Below are 21377 nucleotides of genomic sequence, written 5' to 3'. Positions count from 1 at the left end.
GCTTTGGCCTACCACTGATAGCTGAGGGTGGCTACATATTGACGCTTCAAACCGTAATAGCAGCCATTATCCTGACAGCTGGCCAGATAGGTTTTATTGGTCAGATTCTGCACGTTGAGCGCCAGCTGCCACTGCTGAAGGCGATAGCGCGCCATGGCGTCATACACCGTGGCGGCGGGCACCTTCATGGTATTGTCGGTGTTGGCGTAGCTGGTGCCGACATAACGCACGCCGCCCCCCACGGTAAAGCCATCGAATTTACCGGGCAGGTTGTACTCGCTCCAGAGCGTGGCGCTTTGACGGGCGATGCCCACCGGCGAATTGCCCTCAACGCCGTTGTTGGATTTGGTGACTTCCGGATCGGTCAGCGCATAGGACGCGGTAACCAGCCAGGACGGCGTCACGTTAACCTTACCCTCCAGCTCAATACCTTTAGAGCGGATTTCACCGGTCTGTACGCTAAAATTGGCATGATCGGGGTCCGCCGTGGCGACATTGGTCTGGCGCAGGTTATATACCGCGGCGGTAAACAATGCGTCCAAACCGTTCGGCTGGTATTTCAGGCCGGCTTCCGCCTGTTTGCCCTTGGTGGGCTTAAACGCGTTGCCGTTGTAATCGGTGCCGCTGGTGGGCACAAACGAGGTGGAGTAGCTGACATAGGGGGCAAATCCGCTGTCGAAGCGATACAGCAGACCGGCCCTGCCGGTGGTGGCGTAGTCATTCTCCTCGCTGCGGCTCGCGGCCACCAGATTATGCGTTACGGTGTTTGCTTTATCATAACGTCCGCCCAGATTCAGCACCCACCGCTGCCATTTCGCCTGATCCTGCAGATAAAAACCGGTCTGGGACTGTGTTTGCTGGTTACGGTTGGTCACATCCGGCAGGTCTACCGGCGCGTTATAATCCGGATTGAGATAATTGAGGTCCGAGGTGCTGCCAAAGCCGGAGTTCTGATGCAGGGAGTCGTGCAGATAATCAACCCCCATCAATATCTTGTGTCCCACCGCGCCTGTGGAGACATTCGCCTCTGCCTGGTTATCCACGGTAAAGCTGTTCAGCGTCTCGTTGATATTCATGGTGGAGCGGTGCACCGCCGGCGTATCGGTGGCCGTACCGAAGGGATACACCATCTGATAATCGCTGGTACTGCTCACATAGCGCAGGTTCTGACGGAACGTCCAGACATCGTTGAACTCGTGGGAAAACTGATACCCCACGCTGGCCTGCTTGCGTTCGTAGCTGTCGGTCCCCGGCTGGCCGCCGTAGAAATGGTCGGAGATTTTACCGTTGGGGTTGCTCACCAGTGTGCCGTTAACCGGCAGCATGTTGAAAAAGCCGGAATCGGGATCGCGCCGCAGCTGCGCCAGCAGCGTCAGGCTGGTACGGTCGTTCGGTTGCCAGGTCAGGGACGGCGCAATGTCGTAGTGCTTATAGCGGGTGTGATCCACCTGGGTATCGGTCTGGAACAGCGTACCGGCGACCCGTCCCAGCCACTGTTTTTGGTCGTCCAGGGGACCGGACAGATCAAAACCGGTGCCGAACTGGTTATGATTGCCGCCGGTAAGATAGACCTCGTGCAACGGTTCTTCCGTGGGTTTTTTACTGGTGAGGTCAATCAAACCGCCCGGATTTACCTGGCCGTAAAGCACCGACGAAGGGCCTTTCACTACCTCAATGCGTTCCAACAGGTAGGGGTCCCATTGGGGCCGCGACCAATAGGACACCTGGGGCAGGCGCAAACCGTCCAGGTACTCGTCCGCCGCGAACCCCCGCAGCATAATGGTATCGAAACGGTAATCCGCCCCGCTGACCTCCGACTCGGCCCCCGCCAGGTAGCGCAGCGCCTGCGGAACGTTTCTCACTCCCTGCGAGGCCATTTGCGCCTGGGTAATTACCGAAACGCTCTGGGTGGTTTCAATCAGAGGCGTGTTGGTTTTCGTCGCGCCGACGGCCTTATGGGCAACCACGTTATCCTCATCGCCGCCGCTGTCAGCCCCGGATACCGTCACCGCCGGCAGCGTTTGGGGCGTTTCCTGGGCGCCCATGGCGTGGCCTGCCATCCCGGCCCACAGCAGCAGCGCACCCTTCGCGGCCGTTTTTCTCTTGTTCATACCTTATCCCCGGAATCAAAAATCGCACTAAACGCCGTTTCCACAAAAATGTTTCAACCGCAAAGGTCCAATAGATAACGTTTCAGCCATCAACGCGGATAAAAATGATAATCATTTGCTTTTCAAAAAGCAGCAATGCTGCCAGTATAGGAAAGATATAAAGCGGAGAAATAGCGCAAATCAGACAGTAGTTGACGGTTATTTCCGTTATTGGCGGCGATTGCTGAAAAAGACAGTAGAGATAAACGAGAGGACCCGATGGAACCCACCTGGCGAAAGAAGTATGACACGGCGCAGCCCGAACGGTTAGAGAAAATGCGGTATGTTGAACTCGCCTATCGCCAGGGTGAACGCCAACACTGGCACGCACACGAACAGGGGCAACTGATATTTACCCTGAAGGGGGTGGTGCGCGTACTTACCGAGCGCCATATCTGGACGCTGGCTCCCAGGCGCGCGCTCTGGCTGCCGGGGGGTATGCCCCATGAACTGCACGCCATCAACGACGTCACCACGCACAATATCTATCTGTTTCCGCCGCTGACGCGTGATTTCTGGTATGACGACGTTGCCCTGCAGGTCACGCCGCTGCTGTATGAACTGATTAAATCCTGGCATCAGGCCCAGCAGGCGGCGGAGCTCAATCGCGTGGAGATGAGCACCACCCTGCTGCTGGATGAGCTGCACCGCTGCCCGCGCGCTACCGTCTGCATGGTGCCGCTGCCTAGGGATCGGCGGGTGCTCAGCGTGTGCGATACTCTGCTGGGGGAACCGGAAAACAACGACACGCTGGAAAACTGGGGCAACCGCGTCGGCGCCAGCGCCCGCACCCTGGCCCGGCTGTTCCGCGACGAAACCGGTATGGGCTTTTCCCAATGGCGCCAGCAGCTGCGCCTGGCGGAAGCCGTGACTCATCTGGCCCAGGGCCGTCCGATTAACCTGCTGGCCAATTCGCTGGGTTATCAGAGTCCCAGCGCGTTTATCGCCATGTTCAAAAAGACCCTGGGAGAAACTCCCCGGCGTTATTTGTCCTGTTGAAACATCCACCGGCCTTAACCGGGGGCCCAGCCGTTAGCATTGCGCCGGCGGCCCCTGGGCGTGAGGCTTAATCGTTTAAGAGATATCGCCCTTATCCGATGCCCTTTTACATTTATTCTTTTAATTTCGATAATTCAAATAACCATGAAATCTACAAGTGATTAATGCCTTTCAGTAACACTCAGATACGTTATGAATAAAAATAACATGGGAATTACCGGCGAATTTTACCAAAGGTAAAAGAGCTAGGGTTTTACTCCACCTGCTAATAATTCACCCAAGAAGCGGATAAAATCGCGGCTTTTACTATACTGATAAAGTCCAGATCATTCTGGAAATAATATATTCTTGAGGAAAGATTTATTTGCCCAATTCAGATAATGAGATTGAGTTTACCAGACTATTCTTAAGAGATATTTTTATAAAGCTGAGCTAATTTAAATTATTCGACATTGACCAGCGATATTAACCTCGGCACCGCCTTACGATAATACGCACTATACCCTAAATAATTCGAGGTGCAGGGAGGCGGCGACGCAGCGGCCCCGAAGGGGCGAGGCTCATGGATGAGCCGAGTATTGCCAACGAACCTGCAACTTGAAATATGACGGGTATATGTCAAGTCTCAGTTGCCAGAGAGGGGATTCATTATCAATAAATCAGCCTATCAAGCCGGAGTCCAAGACGCCGCGGCCCACGCCGCGCCGGCCCATGCCGTTTCAGCCCGGCCCGTCCATAGGGAGCCGAAGCCGGTTCATATCGACGGATTGCCGAAATCCGATGAATTAAGCCCGGCGGATCGCTACGGAGCACTGTTTGAGGCGGTGCAACTGTCACGCATTTTCCCGGACAGCAAGACGTTCGTTGACTGTGCGCCTAAAATCGACCCCGAGGAAATACTGGCGCGCTATCAACAGCGCTCTTCCGGTCCCGATTTCAGCCTCGCCGATTTTATCAATGAGTATTTTGCTCCGCCTGAAGCTCCGGTCAGTCATTATATTGCCGACCCGAAACAAAATATTCTCGAGCATATCGACGGCTTATGGGAAGTGTTAATACGCCGGCCGGAAGACCACCCTGCCCAATCTTCGCTACTGCCGCTGCCGGAACCCTATGTGGTGCCGGGAGGACGTTTCGGCGAAATGTATTATTGGGACTCCTATTTTACCATGCTCGGTCTGTGCGCCAGCGGACGGGCGGATTTGCTGCGCAATATGGCGAATAATTTCGCGTACCTCATCGATCATTACGGCCATATTCCCAACGGAAACCGTACCTATTATCTCAGTCGATCCCAGCCGCCGGTATTCGCCTTGATGGTGGAGCTGTTCGAAAAAGAGGAATTACACTTCGCCGAACATTATCTGCCGCAGTTGCTGAAGGAGTATCACTATTGGATGGGGGAAGCCGACGCGCTTTCCCCCGGCGAAGCCAAACGGCACGTGGTGAAATTGCCCGACGGCGCCGTGCTGAACCGCTACTGGGACGATCGCGATACGCCGCGGGACGAATCCTATCTCGAAGATGTGGAAACCGCACGCAAATCTTCGCGTCCGGCCAATGAAATCTACCGGGAGCTGCGCGCCGGCGCCGCCTCCGGCTGGGACTACTCATCACGCTGGTTCGGCAATGCCGATGATATCAGCAGCATTCGCACGACGTCGATTCTGCCCATCGACCTCAATGCCTTTATGTTCAAGCTTGAAACGACCATCGCCGATCTGGCGAAAAACACCGGCGACCCGGCCACGGCGCGGCTGTTCAGCGACCGGGCAGCGCGCCGCCGCGATGCCGTCGACAGGCTGCTATGGGATAGCGAAAGCGGGACCTATCGCGATTACGACTGGGTTTTATCACGGCCTTGCGCCCTTTGCGCCGCCTGTGCCGTCCCCTTATTCGCCAGTATGGCCAGCCCGCGGCAGGCCAAGGCGGTGGCCAAGGCGCTGGCGGATCGGCTGCTGTTCGCCGGCGGCATCATGACCACCCTGTCGGCAAACGGCCAGCAGTGGGACAAGCCCAACGGCTGGGCGCCGTTGCAATGGATGGCCATTCAAGGGCTGCGCCGATATGGCGAAAACATCCTGGCGGACCAAATAGCCACCCGCTGGCTCAACGCCGTAGGCGATCATTACCGGCAGCACTGCAAGCTGGTGGAAAAATACGATATTTCCGGCGCGGCGGGCTCGCGGGGCGGCGGCGGTGGTGAATATCCGCTCCAGGACGGCTTCGGCTGGACCAACGGCGTCGTACGCATGCTATTGACGCTTTATGGAGATCATGAAACCAACCAGGCGCGGGCAAACGCCGCCCCATCCAATCAACGCGGGAGATTACTATGAGTCTTCAAGAATCGAGTCTTCAAGGAAAAGTCGCCCTGGTGACCGGCAGCGCCCAGGGCATCGGTAAAGCCATTGCCGTGCGGCTGGCGCAAGAAGGCGCCGATATCATTATTGTCGACCGCGCCGACGATAATCGCGCCGAAGAGGTTCTGTCCGAAATCAAGGCATTGGGCCGCCGGGTGATTATCGACGCGGGAAATATCGCCGACGTGGCGGACAATAAACGCATCATCAGCGATAGCGTCGCGCAAATGGGACGGATCGATATTCTGGTGAACAATGCGGGCATAGAGCGCAGGGCGCCGTTTTTGGACATCACCGAAGAGGATTACAACGCGGTGCTCAACGTCGATCTCAAGGGAACCTTTTTTATTACCCAGGCGTTGGTACAGCACCTGCGGGACACCAATCGTCCGGGGAGAATCATCAATATCAGCTCCGTGCATGAGGAACTGCCGTTTCCCCACTTCAGCACCTACTGCGCCAGCAAAGGGGGACTCAAAATGCTGATGCGCAACCTGGCCATTGAATTGGCGCCCCACGGCATTACGGTAAACAATATCGCCCCCGGCGCCGTTGAAACCCCTATCAATACCAAGCTGCTCAACAGCCCCGAACTGCTCGCCGCGCTTATCGGCAATATCCCGCTGGGCCGTCTAGGCAAACCGGCAGATGTGGCCGGTATGGTGGCCTACCTTGCCGGGCCCGATTCCGCCTATGTCACCGGCGCAACCATGGTAATCGACGGCGGACTGCTGTGGAACTATTCGGAGCAATGATAAAAAATCATTTGTAGGAATAAATGAGGCCAAAAACAACAATCCCGCGGCGTTCGACGCCACGGGATTGAGAATATGGTGAAATTATTTGTATCACTTTGACACGTTTTTACTCAGCGGTATTAACGTGATTTGCGTTACCCTGACTTACCGGATAAGTATGGGCATAGTCCTGGTAGTCACTCTGTGCGGCCATAGAAACTGCCGGTGCGACCATAGCTGCGATGAGTGCAAGTGCTGCGATTGTCTTTTTCATGATGTAAGTCCTGTGTTAATCGTTATGAGTGTGAAAGCTCTTCGCTTTCGATGAAGTAATATTAACGCTCATTAATAAAATAGTCCAGAAAATATTTTTGTTTAATATATTCAAAATAACTGAATGATGAGATCCGGGGTACTTTTCCCCAGCAATATCAACAAAAAAGCTGGCAGGAGACGAGAGAGCGACGGTAACAATGAGGCAACATTAGGATTATTCTTGGCTCGGGAAATGAGGCCGTTACGGGCGACCGTGGGGATAATGTATGAGGTCGTGGAAACGCACGGAATAACCGCTTTCGTTGCGGTAAGCATGCGGGCAATCCGCCACGAAGCGCAGTGCCTCACCGGCTATCAGCGTGCGGGTCACTCCGTCTACCGTCAGCGTCAGCTCGCCCTCAATCACGATCACATGCTCGATGACGCCCGCTTCATGCGGCGAAGATTCACTGTGTCCGCCCGGTTTTAGATCGATAACAAACATATCCATGCGAAGCGTGGCGTCGTAAGGAAACAGCGGCACGACGCGCATCCCGGACGTCTCGCTGTTGAACGTGGTCAATACACCGTAGCGATGCAGCGCCGCGGATTGTGCGGGTGGCGTTTCAAGAAATTCCGAGAAAGAAACATTCAGGCCGCTGGCGATTTTCCACAGTGTCGCTACCGTCGGGCTGGATTCGCCGCGCTCAATTTGCCCCAGCATCGCTTTGCTGACACCGGTTTTTTCTGCCGTCTGGCTGAGGCTCCAGCCGCGTTCGCTGCGTACGGCCTTTAACTGGCTGCCAATGTGGCGGGTGATTTCCTGCATCCTGGCTCCTTTGACGATCGCGATTGTGCGCTATAACGCACGGTGCTATATTTGGCGCATCCTCTGTGCGCTATAACGCACTACAGCATACCGCTAGCGTCCGCTAACCAGAAGGATTTTCACGCATGTCACCGCGTTTCAATTTTCAGGATTTGACATTTTCGGCGTTGATCGCCGGATTTGTCGCCGTTTTAGTCGGTTATACCAGCTCTGCGGCGATCATCTTTCAAGCGGCTCAAGCGGCTGGTGCCAGCATGGCGCAGATTGGCGGCTGGCTGAGTATGCTTGGCCTGGGAATGGGCGTCACCAGCATCGGCTTATCGCTGTATTACCGCGCACCGGTGGTCACGGCATGGTCAACGCCCGGCGCGGCGCTACTGGTTACCAGCCTTCCCGGCACGTCGATCAACGAAGCCATTGGCGTCTTTGTGTTTGCCACCGGGCTGATTCTGCTGTGCGGAGTCACCGGCTTATTCGCCAAACTAATGCATTACATACCGCAGGCACTTTCGGCAGCCATGCTGGGCGGGATTTTGCTGCGTTTCGGGTTGGACGCCTTTACCTCACTGCAAAGTAATTTCGCACTGGCGGGTTCGATGTGCCTGGTGTATCTGCTGGCGAAACGCGTCCTGCCTCGCTATGCGATTGTTCTCGCGCTGGCCGCCGGGCTGATTGTGGCTGGACTGCAGGGTGGTATCGCACCGCACGGCCAGACGCTAACGTTCGCCATTCCGGCGTTTGAGATGCCGCATTTCACTCTGTCCTCGATTCTTGGTATCGGTATTCCTTTCTTCGTGGTAACGATGGCATCGCAAAATGCGCCGGGTATCGCCGTGCTGAAAGCGCACGGCTATCAGCTGCCGGTTTCTCCCTTGATCACATGGACGGCGCTGACGGCGCTGATTCTTGCCCCGTTCGGCGGATTTACCGTCTGTATCGCTGCCATTACCGCCGCAATTTGTATGGGGGAGGACGTTCATCCCGATCCGCAAAAACGCTATATGGCTGCCGTCGCAGCCGGCGCTTTTTATCTGATTGCCGGTGTGTTTGGCGGTTCTATCGGCATGGTCCTTACCGCGCTGCCTGCCGCGCTGATCCATACCATCGCCGGGCTGGCGTTGCTCGGCGCGATTGCCGGGAGTTTGTATCGTGCGCTGGAAAATGAGCGCCAGCGCGACTCGGCGATCATCACGTTTCTGATCACGGCTTCCGGTGTCACATTGTTGGGCGTAGGTTCGGCGTTTTGGGGGCTAATCGGCGGCGGCGCCACACATCTCATCCTCAGCCGGCAGGCGTGGAACAGGACATGACTCCCGGGCGGTGAAATCTATATCAAAGGAGAACCCAACCGATCGAGTAGGAGGCGGGATTACTCCCGCCGTCCTCTCACACCACCGTACGTACGGTTCCGTATACGGCGGTTCATTTACAACACTGGAACTGCCTGTGCAACTCCAGCAGCGATAACTGACCTGCACGATCGAAGAGTTTCTTCGGCAGCGCTTGGTTCATATGACTTGCCCCCGCGTTCCACCAGGGTCCGCGCTGGTTCGTCGCCGATATCCACGCCCTTTCTTCGCTCAGGCCGCCTTTCATCAGCATCCTTGCCCGTTTGTATGGCCTTTTCCAATGCCGCCACAGCAGACAACGCAGCTTACGGCGGACCCAGCCGTCCAGTTCTTCCAGTATCCCTTTGACTTCGGTCAGCCGGAAGTAACTTATCCAACCTCGCAGCACCGGAGCAAGCCCGTCGATAACCGCTTTCAGCGCTTTTGAACTGTTTCCCGTCGTCAGGCTGCGGATTTTCTCCTTCAGCCTGGACACGCTGCTCGCCGCTATCTTCAGTTTTGCCTGCTTGTGCCACGTCAGGCTATATCCCAGGAACTTGCGCTCCCAGGGCCTGGCCACCGCGCTTTTATCTCGGTTCACCGTCAACCGCAGGTGCTTTTCCAGATACCGGCTTATCGAGTTCATCGCCTGTTCTCCCGCCTTGCGGCTGCTCACGTAGATATTACAGTCATCCGCATAACGGCAGAACCGGTGGCCCCTGCGCTCCAGTTCACGGTCAAGGTCGGTCAGCAGCAGGTTGGAGAGCAACGGCGATAACGGGCTGCCTTGCGGCATCCCTTCCCGCCGTTTTGTCACCACTTTGCCGCTGACCATGTCCGCTTCCAGATAACTCCTGATGAGCCTGAGCAGTCTGACGTCTTTGATTTTGCGGCTTAGCCTCGACATCATGATGTCGTGGTTAACCCGGTCAAAGAACTTCTCCAGATCCATGTCCACCACCCAGCGCCGGCCGCCTTGCACGTAGGCTTGTGCTTGTCGCACCGCCTGCCACGCATTGCGGCCCGGTCTGAAGCCGTAGCTGGATTCGGAGAACTCAGGTTCATAATAGGGGGTAAGGTGTTGCTGGATGGCCTGCTGGATAAGCCGGTCCACCACCGTGGGGATACCCAGGACCCTGACTCCGCCGTTAGGCTTGGGCAGTTCGACCCGGCGTATCGCCTGCGGCAGGTAGCTTCCGTCCAGCAGGGCCGCTTTCACCGTCGGCCAGTGCCATTTCAGCCAGTCTTTAAGTTCGCCGACGCCCAGATTATCGACCCCTGCTGCGCCTTTATTCTCAAGAACCCGCTGATAGGCCAGCATCAGGTTGCCGCGTGTTATCACCGCCTCGATTGACAACGGGTGTTCCGCTTTCGTTTGCTCAGCTTTCGCCGTGGGTATTTCAGCACCCGTGTCAGGCCCTTGCGAATACTGTTCGCTTCCTCCTGTCCGGGCCGCAGTGTCCTGCGCTTGTGCCTCATCAATACCCATCGAGATAACCTGTCCTAATCACGGTTGTAAATGTTCGGCCCTTCACGATACCGGTTTTGCACCGCTACTATGGCCTCGGCTGACTTCTGCACGTTCATCCCGTCGCCTCTCGACGCCCGGTAGCACCAAGGCAGACGTACAGACCTCCCGGGGTAATTCGCGCGACCTTCATGCTTATACCTGTCGACTCTACGTAACAGCGTTCCGTGCAAGTATCGGGCTTTGACGATATGTGCCGCCTTACCCCGCTGTCACGCCTAAGTCGCTTCCTGTTCGTCAGGCCAGCATTTTGCCTTCGGCTTCCTTCAGATCCCGCCTCGCGGTGGGCACCCTTGCCGTTCGGCTAGCACTTCCCCTTGCCGGGTGTGCAAAGGACTTTCACCTCCAAGTCGCCCCTTGACCACCACGGTCCAGGGACAGCGCCCGTCAAGGCGCTACGCGCCATGCCCGGCGCACACAAAAAAAAACAGCGCGTCATGATAACGCGCTGTTTTCTTTTATCTTACCGGCCGTGCCCGGGAAACAATCGGCATGGCCTTGGAGAAAATTGGTCGGTGAGAGAGGATTTGAACCTCCGACCCATACGTCCCGAACGTATTGCGCTACCAGGCTGCGCCACTCACCGAATGCGGGCGCATCTTACTGCGGCCGCCTTTTTGCGTCAATCCCTTTTTTATCAATCAACGACAACTGTCTACAAAGCATTCAGTCAGCTGACCAAGGCTAAGCCCGGCTGAAATCTCATCAACAAGTCAGGGTCCTTATAGCGCCGATTCATGCTGGGGTTTCTGGCACCAGTTATTTTGCGCCTTGATACCGCCGTCAGGGGATGTGTAGCCCAGACAACCGAGGATCGTGTCGAAAAGCTCCACATGGCGATGGGTGACACCGATGCGCTGCTGCGCCTGTAACCGTTCAAACCCATCGCGATGGGCGGGATCCGCCAAGAACGAGTCCGAGGCCCACACCATCATCGGCACGCGGAATTGCTCCGGCGGAGCCATATCCCGCGGAGTACCGTGAAAATGATAGTTTTCATCAATGGATTCGCCGTGATCGGAGGCATAAAATACCAGGGCTTTCTTGCCCCGCACCTGGTCGATAACCTTATCGATAAAGCTGTCGGTATATAGCACGCTATTATCATAGGCATTAACCAGCTGCGCTTTACTGCAGGCCTGATCTACGCCGATGCACTCCGGCTGATAACGGGCATAGCTGCGGGGGTAGCGTTGTGAGTAGAGGTAATGGGAGCCTTTGGTGTGCAAAATGATCAGATGCTTGCCCTTGGGATACCGGTTCATTGACTCCCGCATCTCGTTCACCAGCAGCATATCATCCACATTTTTGCCGTCATTGCGTTTTTCCGCGCCAATCATTTCGCGGAAAGAGAAGTTATTGGCATCGGTATTATTATAAAACCAAACCTCGCTTTGCATGGCGAACAGCTCGGAAGTAAACCCCAGTGAATGCAAAACGGCAAAAATATTTTGTTCTTTCAGGGTACGCTGCTGATTATCCGACGTCCCCCCCTCCCGAACAAACATGCAGCGCAGCGAGAGTTTAGTGGAGGTATCACAGGAAAGGCCGCGAAAGGCCACCAGGTTTTTTTCATTGGACAGCATGGGGGTCGTGTCCCGGGCGTAACCGAGTATGCCCATATGATCCCAGCGGGTGGTTTCACCAATGATGAATACCACGTAGGTGTCATCGATACCGGCCGGGGGGATATAGGTAAAGTGTTTGGCGGGATCGAAAAGCGAGGCGTTATCCTGGCGCTCGTCCAGCTGGGTATAAGTGAACAGCCCCAGCGCCGCCATCCAGTTGATGGGCAGGTAGGAGTGCGCAATTACTCCGCCGTAGCTGGGCAAATCGGTGTTGGTCAATTTTTCATGCAGATTCTGCAAATTTTCCTGGTAGCGGACCGGCAGCCAGATCAAGGCAAAAACCACCAGCAGGCCCGCCAAGGCTTTGATACGTTGTCCCGGCATATTCAACTGTTGGATAAGCGTACCGCTAACAGAGTTTTTCCAGATAATAAACAGCGGGATGGCGCTGACCGACACCATCCAGATGATAAAGTGGAAGCCAACCATTTCTTTGGATAAATCAATGTCGGTGGTCATTACCGACGCGATAATGCCATAACCGATGACCACATTGAAATAAGTCATGTAATAACTGGCGGCAACCGAGATCAGCAGCAATAATGAAGCCACGGTCCGGTAAAAATAGCGGCCGCCCAATGAGATAAGCCGCATGAGGAAAAAGGTGGACAGTACCGCGGCGGTGATCTCCGTTAAGGCCACCAGCATGTTGGCAGGCGTAGCGCTTGGGTGCAGCAAATCAAAACGGCGTATGAAAACCGACAGATTAAGAAAAACCAAATATAAACAGCAAGAAATATCGAGAATTTATGCTGTGAAAACAGTTTTGCAAAAGGCATCAATGAAAAAGTCCTGGCACTTTTGTGATAATTTTTTTAGTCGCTGTTATTACAGTGTTTTTTGCAGGACATGCAACGATTAAGGTCTAACCAGCGCTAACAAAATCTTAAAAAAAAACAACAATAGATACTTTTTGACACGCATAACATTAAAAAGTTTTATGCACAGCTTAGCTAGGCCAGTTTTAAACAGATAAAAAAATAACCGCCCGAGGCGTGCAGCCCGGAGCGGTTTTTTTTGTCTGTCGCCGGCGGCCTCGTCTTGCGCCTGTCCGGTCTTATGCAAAACTAGTTAATGACGTTGAGCTTAACATCAATGTTATTGCGAGTCGCGTTGGAATAGGGACAGACCACATGGGCCTTCTTGACCAGTTCTTCCGCCACGTTACGATCCATGCCCGCCAAATGGATATCCAATTGGGCTTCAATGGCAAAGCCGGTGGGAACGGGACCAATGCCCACGGTGCCTTCGATATACGCATCCGCCGGTAATTTAACTTTTTCCTGGGAGGCAACATGCTTGAGCGCGCCAAGGAAACAGGCCGAGTAGCCGGCGGCAAATAATTGTTCAGGGTTGGTGAAAGCCCCACCGGGTCCGCCCATTTCTTTGGGTATGCCTAATTTCACATCCAGTACGCCGTCGGATGAGGTTGCCCGTCCGTCACGTCCGCCGGTAGCCTTGGCTTTGGCACGATAAAGAACTTTTTCAATAGACATCGTTTTTTCCTCTTACGTTATGGGATGTTATCTCCGCTTGCCGGAGCGTATTCATTCACGATTAAATCGCTTACAATATAAATGAACCACATCAATTAATTATAGCCGATCCGTTCTGATCATAATGCGTTCCGCTAAAGGGTCGCCTTGGGCGGTTTTACCATTGCGCCAACTGGGCGCGCAAGGATTCAAGCTGTTTTTTCAAGCCGGTTAATTTTTCTTCGCTACAGGCGGTGGCGCACAGCACATCGTCCGGAACCGATTTGGCAACATCTTTCAATGCCCGGCCCTGATCGGTCAAACGGATGATCACCTGGCGCTCATCCTCGGCGGAACGGGACCGCAGCAATAAACCGGCAGCTTCCAGACGCTTAAGCAGCGGGGTGAGGGTGGCGGAATCCAAAAACAGTTGCTCGCCGATTTCCGATACCATGATTTCATCCCGTTCCCATAACACCAGCATGACCAGGTATTGGGGATAGGTGAGATTCAGCTTCGCCAGTAATTTGCGATACACCTTATTCAGCGCCAGGTTGGCGGAGTACAGGGCAAAGCAGAACTGTTGGTCTAGCGACATTGACATAGCCATCGGTGTGTTGCCGTTAAGTGGTGACTTCATGGTTTTATTTTATATAGCGCACTATAGAATAGCAAATTATTTTTTGATTTTCCCTTGATGCCCGCTAACCGGGCTTTCCCCAGGGCCGGATAATGATGTCAATACTCCATAATTTTGCTACATATTATAAACGACATAGAGTCTTGCCGCGCCAAGCTGTTAATATTGCCCGACAAGCAACTCATTATTTCTTTAACGTAAGCGTGTAAACATGGAAGCCTGGAAGGTCAATATTATCTCCGTCTGGTTAGGTTGCTTCTTTACCGGACTGGCCATGAGCCAAATACTCCCGTTTTTACCGCTGTATGTTGAACAGTTGGGCGTGCATTCCCATGAGGCCCTCAGTATCTGGTCAGGTCTGGTCTTCAGCGCCACGTTTCTTATCTCCTCGGTAGTATCCCCTCTCTGGGGCAGCCTGGCGGATCGTAAAGGACGTAAATTGATGCTGCTGCGGGCATCATTGGGTATGGCGGTGGTCATCGCGTTACAAGGGTTCGCCCAGAATGTCTACCAGCTCTTCCTGCTGCGCGCCCTGATGGGGCTAACCTCCGGCTATATTCCCAATGCCATGGCGCTGGTGGCCTCACAGGTGCCGCGCGATAAAAGCGGCTGGGCGCTGGGTACTCTTTCCACCGGGCAGGTGGCCGGCGTTATCGTCGGCCCGCTGCTGGGGGGATTTATGGCGGACCATCTGGGGCTGCGGACGGTGTTTCTGGTTACCGCGCTGCTGATGTTTGTCAGTTTCCTGATTACGCTGTTTTTGATTAAAGAAAAAGTTGTCACGGTCACCAAGGCGAATATGCTCAAAGGGCGAGCGGTTTTCGAAACCCTGCCCTATCCCACCCTGATTTTCAGCCTGTTCATCACCACGATGATGATCCAGCTGACCAACAGCTCCATCAGCCCTATCCTGACCTTGTTTATCAAGGATCTTGCCGGCAACAACGGTAACCTGGCCTTTATCAGCGGCGCCATCGCCGCCGTGCCCGGGGTATCGGCGCTTATTGCCGCCCCGCGACTGGGCCAGTTGGGGGATCGCATCGGCACCGGCCGTATCCTGATGACCGCCATGATTGGCAGCATTCTGCTGTTTTGCATTATGGCGTTTGTGCAGACTCCCCTGCAGTTGGGGATATTGCGTTTTCTGCTGGGTTTCGCCGACGGTGCCCTTATGCCCGCCGTCCAGACCCTGCTGGTCAAATATTCCAGCGAGCGGGTGACGGGAAGGATTTTTGGTTATAATCAATCCTTTATGTATATGGGCAACGTGGTGGGCCCCCTCATTGGCTCCAGCGTATCGGCGGTACTGGGGTTTCGCTGGGTTTTTGTCTTCACCGCGCTAATGGTCTTTATCAACACCATGCAGCTTTGGTCGGGCTTGCATAAAGTCAGCCCGCCGGACAAATCATAACTAAAACACTGCCCTCAGCCGGACCAAACGGGCAGCAGCCTTTCCCGGCCAAACTCACAGGAAACGGCCGTATCAATCAACCAGGCACAAGGGAGGCAAGACTTACCGCGGGCAGATCAAATCCAAGGGTAGCGGCCGCCCATTTGTACCACCATGATTCCGGCGCAAATCGCTACAAAAAACAGAAATACTATCAAAATCCTGGTCATCGCCATTCTCCTGTGACTCACCACGTTTATCTTCCGGCCCCGACCATTGCGTTAGCCGATGCCGACCCCGCTGCTTATTTTTTGACCGCTCAGCTCATTAACTATAGCCGCTTCTGATTTTTTTGAGAAAGGCGGCCTCTTTTATCTGTCAGGCCGTCAATATTGAAAGACCGATACCCGCGGCAGCGTATCGGTCCGGACGTAAAGAGCGGTTCACACTCTTTGCTTATTTAAAAATACGAAAGCGCTCTTCGTCGGAGATGAACGTTTTCTCTCCCGCCGGCTGCTCGATGGAGCCAAACGGCATTTGCGCCCGCAGCTTCCAGCTGTCCGGCAAATGCCAGGTGCTTTTCACCTCGTCGTCTATCAGCGGATTATAATGCTGAACAGTAGCGCCGATATGCTCCTGGGCCAAGGTCGACCAAACGGCGAACTGAGCAATACCGGTAGAATGTTCCGACCAAATGGGAAAGCTGTCGGCATACGCAGCGAATTGTTTTTGCAGCGTATCGATGACCTGGGTATCTTCAAAAAACAGCACCGTACCCTTGCCCGCGGCAAAGGAGGCGAGTTTGGTTTCAGTAGTGGAGAAAGCCTCGGCGGGAACGATTTTTCGCAAGGTCTCTTTAATGATATTCCATAATTTTTCATGCTGGGCGCCAAAAAGCACCACCACGCGCGAGCTTTGAGAATTAAAGGACGAGGGACTGTGTTTCACCGCTTGTTTGATCAGCGAAGTGATTTGGTCCTCCGACAGGCTGACATTTTTGCCGATGGCATAGATTGAACGCCGAGCCGTAATCGCGTCTAAAAAAGCGTTGCTCATGAGATGACTCCCGTTAAAAACGAATTAGAGAACAATGATATCCGTACCTTACAATTCGTCAGATAGCTTATGCCTTGGGGTAGGGTCTGTAAATCTCTCGCGACATTCTAATGATTAACTATGCTGATAAAACATGTTTTCAGAGGAATTCCAGATGACGATAGAAACCCTGGACCTGAACGAGGCGGTGGGCGGGGTGCCCAACAGTCCGCTGCCGCTGGTCATTTACCGCAATATCATTCCGGTTGAAACAAAAGATCCGGCGTCATGGCTTGAACAGTGTTTCACCGCACATCAATGGCCGCCCCAATGGCGTTATATTATTTACCCCTTTACCCATTTCCACGCCGAGACCCATGAGCTGCTGGGAGTGTATGCCGGACAGGCCCAGGTTCAGTTCGGCGGGGAAACCGGGCCGGTATTGCCATTGACCGTAGGGGATGTGGTGCTTATTCCGGCCGGAGTCGGCCATAAGGCCGTCAAGTCCGAGGAAGGTTTTATGGTGGTGGGGGCTTATCCGCCCGGAATGAGCGCCGACTTATGCCGCGATGATCCCGCCAAACTGGCGGCGGTCCGTCAGCGTATCGCCAAGGTCCCCCTGCCCGCCACCGACCCGATTACCGGCGATCGGGGAGGCATTACCACTCTGTGGCATAACCCCGAACAAGCCTGAAGCTATACTTAGGCCACAGGGTGATGGGAAACTTTCCCGGCTTGCACTTTGTCAGCAAGCGCGCATTAACCCTAAGCGCCAATCTGTTTTTTTGCCCAGCCGGCACGGCATGTGAGGCAGCGCCCACTCAATGCCGCCCGGCTTTCAAGCTGGAGGAAAGGCTATGTCCCGTGTACAGGCAGTGGATCATTTAGTGGTCAGCGTGAGTGACTTTGCGGTTTCCAGGAAGTTCTACAGCGGCTTGTTCGATTTCCTGGGTTTTGACATTATGGACGAAATGCCCGAGGCCATGGGCTGGAGCAACGGCAATACCCGCTTCTGGATATATCAGGCAGACCAGGAGGGCAAGAAGCATCCCTATCGTAAGGGCGATATAGGCTTCCATCATTACGCCTGGTCTCTTAACAGCCGTAAGGATGTGGATGAGCTTCAGGCCTGGCTGGAACGAAGCGGCGCCGAAATCGCCGACCCCGCCGGTGAATATTATGATGATTATTATGCGGTATTCTTCCTTGACCCTGACGGCATGAAGCTGGAAGGCATGCATTACGGCAAATAAAGGCATGCTGTTCTATAGATGATTCAGCGAAATCGGCACGGTATCCATTTCGGGGGCCGTGATAAGCGGGTTTAGCGTTGATGTCGGCTGCCGCGTTATGGTGGGTGCCGGGCTGAGGGTGCCGCAAATCTGCGACGGCCCCCCATTATTGCATATCACGAATACGCTTGGAGGGGGAGTGAAGCCTTCCAGGGGCCCGACAAAGCTCGGGAAAGGGTATATATATAGACCAGACACCGGATAGCGCGAATCGGTTGAGATGAGCGCCCGCCTATCCTTGAAACCGGGAAGAACGGGTCTATTAGCAGCCGCAGAGGCTGCCGCGATTCTCGATTCCTCTGCTGAAAAATTCCCGCTTTTGTTTGCCCCGGTCTGTGGTGATAAATAACAGCAAGGGAACACGATGTCTAAACATGCTGCGGCTCCGTCCATTATGGCATCTCCTGATAATCTGCTTAAAGAGGATAACGAAGGACACTCTTGTTGGATTCAAGCGTTTGTTGGATTCAAGCGTTATACCTTTGCATGGATGAAATCATTGACAATTATTTCCTTTTATATTCAAACATTGATACTTGGTCCGGGTACCGATTACGCGAATTAATTGTTCTTCAGTATATGACATGCTGGATGAACTTCGCTGCCGGGTTTTACCTCTTTCATTGTCTATGCGCTGTAAATGCTTTATATCGCTATCCACGAATAATTTACCACTATTACCTTGTCCTTGCCTTTGACATTCAGAATACTGTGGTTAAGCAATATGAGATTAATGATATCATCACTTGGGCCATGACAACCATTAAATATTTTGACAATATCGCCTCCTATTTTATTTAAAAGCGTGCTCAATGGCGGATGATTTTGTGGCTCCCGTCAATGTCTACTATAAATTTTGATGATCTATCGAAACTGTCACCTACCATAAGATTGCTCAATGCCCTTATATGCTTATGAAATTTTTAACATTGGATTGCTTTTGCATTGAACAAGTTTCAATATAGTATTTTACAATATAATTTGAGCATGCATAGAGAGTGATGCTTTCTCGCACCCAAATTTCTTCGGCATCGGTATTGATAAAATTATCATAAGTTTTATCAGCATTTCCTTGGCACAAGGAAAAGAAATCCTTAAGCAATGATCTACAAACAGCTGCTTGAATGTTACCGGCAGCGATTCTCCTGTTGCGAACATCAATGCTGATGGATACAAATCAACCAGGTGATCACAATTCTTTTCGGCCTTGTTCGTATAGGGTTTATCATCACGGTTAGAGACCTGGCGTAAATTTGGGAGATAATTATTATTCTTGCTGGCTACCGGCGGCATAATCAACGAAAGCCGATTATTATAAATGGCATGATCCAAAAATGTTAGCATACCTCAATCTCCTATTATTATAGATATTAGTAAAATTTAGAATTAATTTTATATTTTCAAAAGCAATGATTAGCTTTTGTTTCTGATAGTGGCATTTATTTTTAATGTATTTATTATCCTTGTAATTTTTAGAGTATTGCAACAGCCTTGGCATTAGGCATATTCAATCATTTTAGGCATTCATCGTTGCCTTTCGCGTTCTGAAAACAGGACGATAAAATTAGCCATGGCTTTTGTTAATGAAATGTTACCAGCCGGAGACATACTAACATCGGAAAATGGGGTTAGCAATAGCTGTCGCCGACCGGGAGATTATATATATAGTTATAAATAAAATTTTTATGCATATAAAAATTTATATATTGTTTCGGACAGCAGCTCTCTGTGCTGTCGCCATCATTTTACTTATATTATCGATTATTCACTAAGCGACAATGTATTCTGCCTTTCCGGCAAGGGCGTTTGGGGTCTTGCTACTTCTCGATTAACGACATGAGTAATTTTTTTTAGCTGTGGCCGTGTAAGTCGTAGAGGCCGATCGACTACCACCTCGTCGGAAAAACGAACAGAAAGTTGTCGCGCCCCTTGGTGGCATTGGGATGTGATTTCGGTACAATCGGAATCTGCCGCGGCATCATGCTGGGAAGGCAAGGTGGGTGCGGATAAGGAGGGAGAAGAGGGCGTATAAGTGATATTCACAATCTTATTAACATTACCCGGTTTGGCCCTTTGTCCCTCATCCGTAGCCGGATTGTTATCCGACGGACATTTGAAACAAGCGGACAAACGATCCACGACCTCAGTGATTCCCAGCATAATAACTCCTATCAAATTTTCCAGTGAATGCCATGAACATTTTTTTCACTAGGCGAAAAGCGGCTTAAAGAAACGCCGTCGGCTAAGAGTATAGGCCATCCGCGACAGCCGGATAACACTTTATAATAATGTATTATAAAATTAATTAGCAATTGGCATTAAGTATTTATATTTTTAATCGACTAACCCATTGCGAATGACTTTTATTTTAAATAATTAAATTATTAGTTTAATAACAATTTGCCACATCATGATCATTTAAATGCATCGGATTTAAGCGCCCGGCCGGCAAGGCCGGGAACGTTTTTTGTTTTGATGATCGGCTAACCGTCAACCGATAGGCCATACTTATGGTATGTCAACGCAACAGAGGATATGACCATGAAAGAGATCGGCGCCAATGGGCAGGTAGACTATGTCGAATTCAATGTCAGCGACATACCCCGCGCTAAAAAATTCTATGGCGAGGTGTTTGACTGGCTCTTTACCGATTACGGCCCAACCTATACCGAATTTTCCGACGGCCGCATTACCGGCGGATTTACCACCACCGAGGCCATAACCACGGCAGGAGGCCCTCTGGTGATTTTCTATGCCAAGGATCTCGTTGAAACCCAGAAAAAGCTGCAGGCCGCGGGAGCTGAGATCGTGAAACCCATCTTCGCCTTTCCGGGCGGAGAGCGGTTGCATTTCAAAGATCCCGAGGGATATATTCTGGGTGTCTGGACCGAAACCTAACCCGGCCCTGAAGATTTCGTCCCCGACGGCCGGCACCGTCCGGCCGTCATACCCAGGCCGGATTTTAATCTGTCTGACCGCTACCCCGCCGCCAGACTTGCCCCGGCCTTTTTCATAACCCCCTACCGGCTTTCCCCTACCGTTCTCATCTTGCCCTGGACGACTTTGCTGAAGCTGTCCCGTATCACCCTAATGATGTCCGGTTTTGACCTGTCTATTCACCAGTCCCTGGGGCACTATGATTCCACAGTCAACCTGAGGAGTCCGAAAATGGCACAGAGCGCGTTATTGATCATCGATGTCCAGACATCTTTTCTGCACCGTCCCTACTGGTCCGAGGCGGATTTGCCCCCGTTTAAACAGGCGCTGACGGCGCTGATAGAGGGTTGCCGTCAACGGGGAGCGTTGTTGGTGGATATTTTCCACGACGACGGCGAATGGCCTTTTGATCTGGATTCAGGATTAGTGACCCGGCTCCCTTTTTTGACCCATACCGCCGATGTCACAGTCTATAAACACGTGCATAATGCCCTTACCGAGTCCGGATTACATGCCTGGCTGCAGGAGCGGCGGATAAAACATCTCATTATCGCCGGGCTGCGTACCGAGCAGTGCTGTGAGACCACCGCGCGGGTCGCTTCCGATCTGGGGTACCGGGTGACCTTTGTTACCGAGGCGACGCTGACGTTTCCCATGACCCACGCCGGCCGGGCCGTCAGTACCGCCGAGCTGAAATTTCATACCGAAACCGTACTGATAGATCGCTTCGCCGCTATCAGGGATGTATCCGGATGCCTGGCTGAATTAACCGCGGCAGATTGACGCCGGCC

At 52.9% G+C, this 21377-nt stretch carries 18 protein-coding genes, 1 tRNA gene and 1 pseudogene; 10 read left to right on the top strand and 10 right to left on the bottom strand.

All coding sequences use genetic code 11. The features are described from left to right. Window positions 1-8: 8 nt before the first annotated feature. Entirely contained in the window at window positions 9-2111 is a 2103-nt protein-coding gene (locus GTU79_RS00265) for a TonB-dependent siderophore receptor (RefSeq protein WP_203524847.1), read from the bottom strand. Between the two features lie 258 nt (window positions 2112-2369). Here GTU79_RS00265 and GTU79_RS00260 point away from each other — a divergent pair, with 258 nt between their 5' ends. The 3 genes from GTU79_RS00260 (at window position 2370) to GTU79_RS00250 (ending at window position 6267) form a co-directional block, all read left to right on the top strand. Continuing rightward, window positions 2370-3149, top strand: coding sequence for an AraC family transcriptional regulator (locus GTU79_RS00260; protein ID WP_203524846.1), 780 nt, complete (start codon window positions 2370-2372; stop codon window positions 3147-3149). Between the two features lie 758 nt (window positions 3150-3907). Further along, on the top strand, window positions 3908-5488 hold the full coding sequence (treF, locus tag GTU79_RS00255; protein WP_253073712.1) for an alpha,alpha-trehalase TreF: 1581 nt from the start codon (window positions 3908-3910) through the stop codon (window positions 5486-5488). Continuing rightward, window positions 5485-6267 (top strand): SDR family NAD(P)-dependent oxidoreductase, encoded by a 783-nt coding sequence (locus GTU79_RS00250; RefSeq protein WP_203524845.1) that lies wholly within the window; start codon window positions 5485-5487, stop codon window positions 6265-6267. The genes treF and GTU79_RS00250 overlap by 4 nt, the downstream gene beginning before the upstream one ends. A 109-nt stretch (window positions 6268-6376) precedes the next feature. On the opposite strand, the gene GTU79_RS00245 is transcribed toward GTU79_RS00250, so the two are convergent. Beyond that, window positions 6377-6523, bottom strand: a complete 147-nt coding sequence (locus GTU79_RS00245; RefSeq protein WP_165934190.1) for a hypothetical protein — start codon at window positions 6521-6523, stop codon at window positions 6377-6379. Window positions 6524-6766: 243 nt separating this feature from the next. After that, window positions 6767-7333 carry a helix-turn-helix domain-containing protein gene (locus tag GTU79_RS00240; protein WP_203524844.1) on the bottom strand — a complete coding sequence of 189 codons (567 nt, stop codon included), beginning with the start codon at window positions 7331-7333 and terminating at the stop codon, window positions 6767-6769. 125 nt (window positions 7334-7458) lie between these two features. Between GTU79_RS00240 and GTU79_RS00235 the strand changes: the two genes are divergently transcribed. Then, window positions 7459-8643 (top strand): benzoate/H(+) symporter BenE family transporter, encoded by a 1185-nt coding sequence (locus GTU79_RS00235; protein ID WP_203524843.1) that lies wholly within the window; start codon window positions 7459-7461, stop codon window positions 8641-8643. Window positions 8644-8755: 112 nt separating this feature from the next. On the opposite strand, the gene ltrA is transcribed toward GTU79_RS00235, so the two are convergent. The 5 genes and pseudogenes from ltrA to GTU79_RS00210 all read right to left on the bottom strand — a co-directional run bounded on the left by ltrA (window position 8756) and on the right by GTU79_RS00210 (window position 13896). Continuing rightward, window positions 8756-10150 carry a group II intron reverse transcriptase/maturase gene (gene ltrA, locus GTU79_RS00230; protein WP_214513618.1) on the bottom strand — a complete coding sequence of 465 codons (1395 nt, stop codon included), beginning with the start codon at window positions 10148-10150 and terminating at the stop codon, window positions 8756-8758. Window positions 10151-10698: 548 nt separating this feature from the next. Beyond that, window positions 10699-10775: transfer RNA gene (locus GTU79_RS00225), tRNA-Pro, on the bottom strand. A gap of 136 nt (window positions 10776-10911) precedes the next feature. Next, a pseudogene (gene eptB, locus GTU79_RS00220) lies at window positions 10912-12596 on the bottom strand (kdo(2)-lipid A phosphoethanolamine 7''-transferase). A gap of 288 nt (window positions 12597-12884) precedes the next feature. Further along, the gene (locus tag GTU79_RS00215; protein WP_132924025.1) at window positions 12885-13313 is read right to left on the bottom strand and encodes an organic hydroperoxide resistance protein; all 429 of its coding nucleotides are present in this window, start codon (window positions 13311-13313) and stop codon (window positions 12885-12887) included. A gap of 157 nt (window positions 13314-13470) precedes the next feature. Then, window positions 13471-13896, bottom strand: a complete 426-nt coding sequence (locus GTU79_RS00210; protein ID WP_243701599.1) for a MarR family winged helix-turn-helix transcriptional regulator — start codon at window positions 13894-13896, stop codon at window positions 13471-13473. A 247-nt stretch (window positions 13897-14143) separates the two neighbouring features. Here GTU79_RS00210 and GTU79_RS00205 point away from each other — a divergent pair, with 247 nt between their 5' ends. Then, window positions 14144-15343 carry a multidrug efflux MFS transporter gene (locus GTU79_RS00205; protein ID WP_132924027.1) on the top strand — a complete coding sequence of 400 codons (1200 nt, stop codon included), beginning with the start codon at window positions 14144-14146 and terminating at the stop codon, window positions 15341-15343. Between the two features lie 435 nt (window positions 15344-15778). Here the strand turns inward: GTU79_RS00205 and GTU79_RS00200 are convergent, their stop codons facing one another. Beyond that, on the bottom strand, window positions 15779-16378 hold the full coding sequence (locus GTU79_RS00200; RefSeq protein ID WP_203524295.1) for a nitroreductase family protein: 600 nt from the start codon (window positions 16376-16378) through the stop codon (window positions 15779-15781). 154 nt (window positions 16379-16532) lie between these two features. Here GTU79_RS00200 and GTU79_RS00195 point away from each other — a divergent pair, with 154 nt between their 5' ends. The 3 genes from GTU79_RS00195 (at window position 16533) to GTU79_RS00185 (ending at window position 18214) form a co-directional block, all read left to right on the top strand. Beyond that, on the top strand, window positions 16533-17051 hold the full coding sequence (locus GTU79_RS00195) for a cupin (RefSeq protein WP_203524294.1): 519 nt from the start codon (window positions 16533-16535) through the stop codon (window positions 17049-17051). Window positions 17052-17214: 163 nt separating this feature from the next. Beyond that, the gene (locus GTU79_RS00190) at window positions 17215-17610 is read left to right on the top strand and encodes a VOC family protein (protein WP_203524293.1); all 396 of its coding nucleotides are present in this window, start codon (window positions 17215-17217) and stop codon (window positions 17608-17610) included. A gap of 403 nt (window positions 17611-18013) precedes the next feature. After that, window positions 18014-18214 carry a hypothetical protein gene (locus tag GTU79_RS00185; RefSeq protein WP_214513617.1) on the top strand — a complete coding sequence of 67 codons (201 nt, stop codon included), beginning with the start codon at window positions 18014-18016 and terminating at the stop codon, window positions 18212-18214. A gap of 404 nt (window positions 18215-18618) precedes the next feature. Here GTU79_RS00185 and GTU79_RS00180 read toward each other — a convergent pair whose 3' ends face one another. Beyond that, on the bottom strand, window positions 18619-18993 hold the full coding sequence (locus tag GTU79_RS00180; protein ID WP_214513616.1) for a hypothetical protein: 375 nt from the start codon (window positions 18991-18993) through the stop codon (window positions 18619-18621). 1197 nt (window positions 18994-20190) lie between these two features. Here GTU79_RS00180 and GTU79_RS00175 point away from each other — a divergent pair. Further along, window positions 20191-20547, top strand: a complete 357-nt coding sequence (locus tag GTU79_RS00175) for a VOC family protein (RefSeq protein WP_203524291.1) — start codon at window positions 20191-20193, stop codon at window positions 20545-20547. Window positions 20548-20817: 270 nt separating this feature from the next. Then, complete coding sequence (locus GTU79_RS00170; protein ID WP_203524290.1) at window positions 20818-21369, top strand: isochorismatase family protein; 552 nt, start codon at window positions 20818-20820, stop codon at window positions 21367-21369. Window positions 21370-21377 lie beyond the last annotated feature (8 nt).

It is taken from the genome of Sodalis ligni (assembly GCF_016865525.2).
Lineage (GTDB): Bacteria > Pseudomonadota > Gammaproteobacteria > Enterobacterales > Enterobacteriaceae > Acerihabitans > Acerihabitans ligni.
This window is presented reverse-complemented; position numbering and strand designations above follow the sequence as displayed.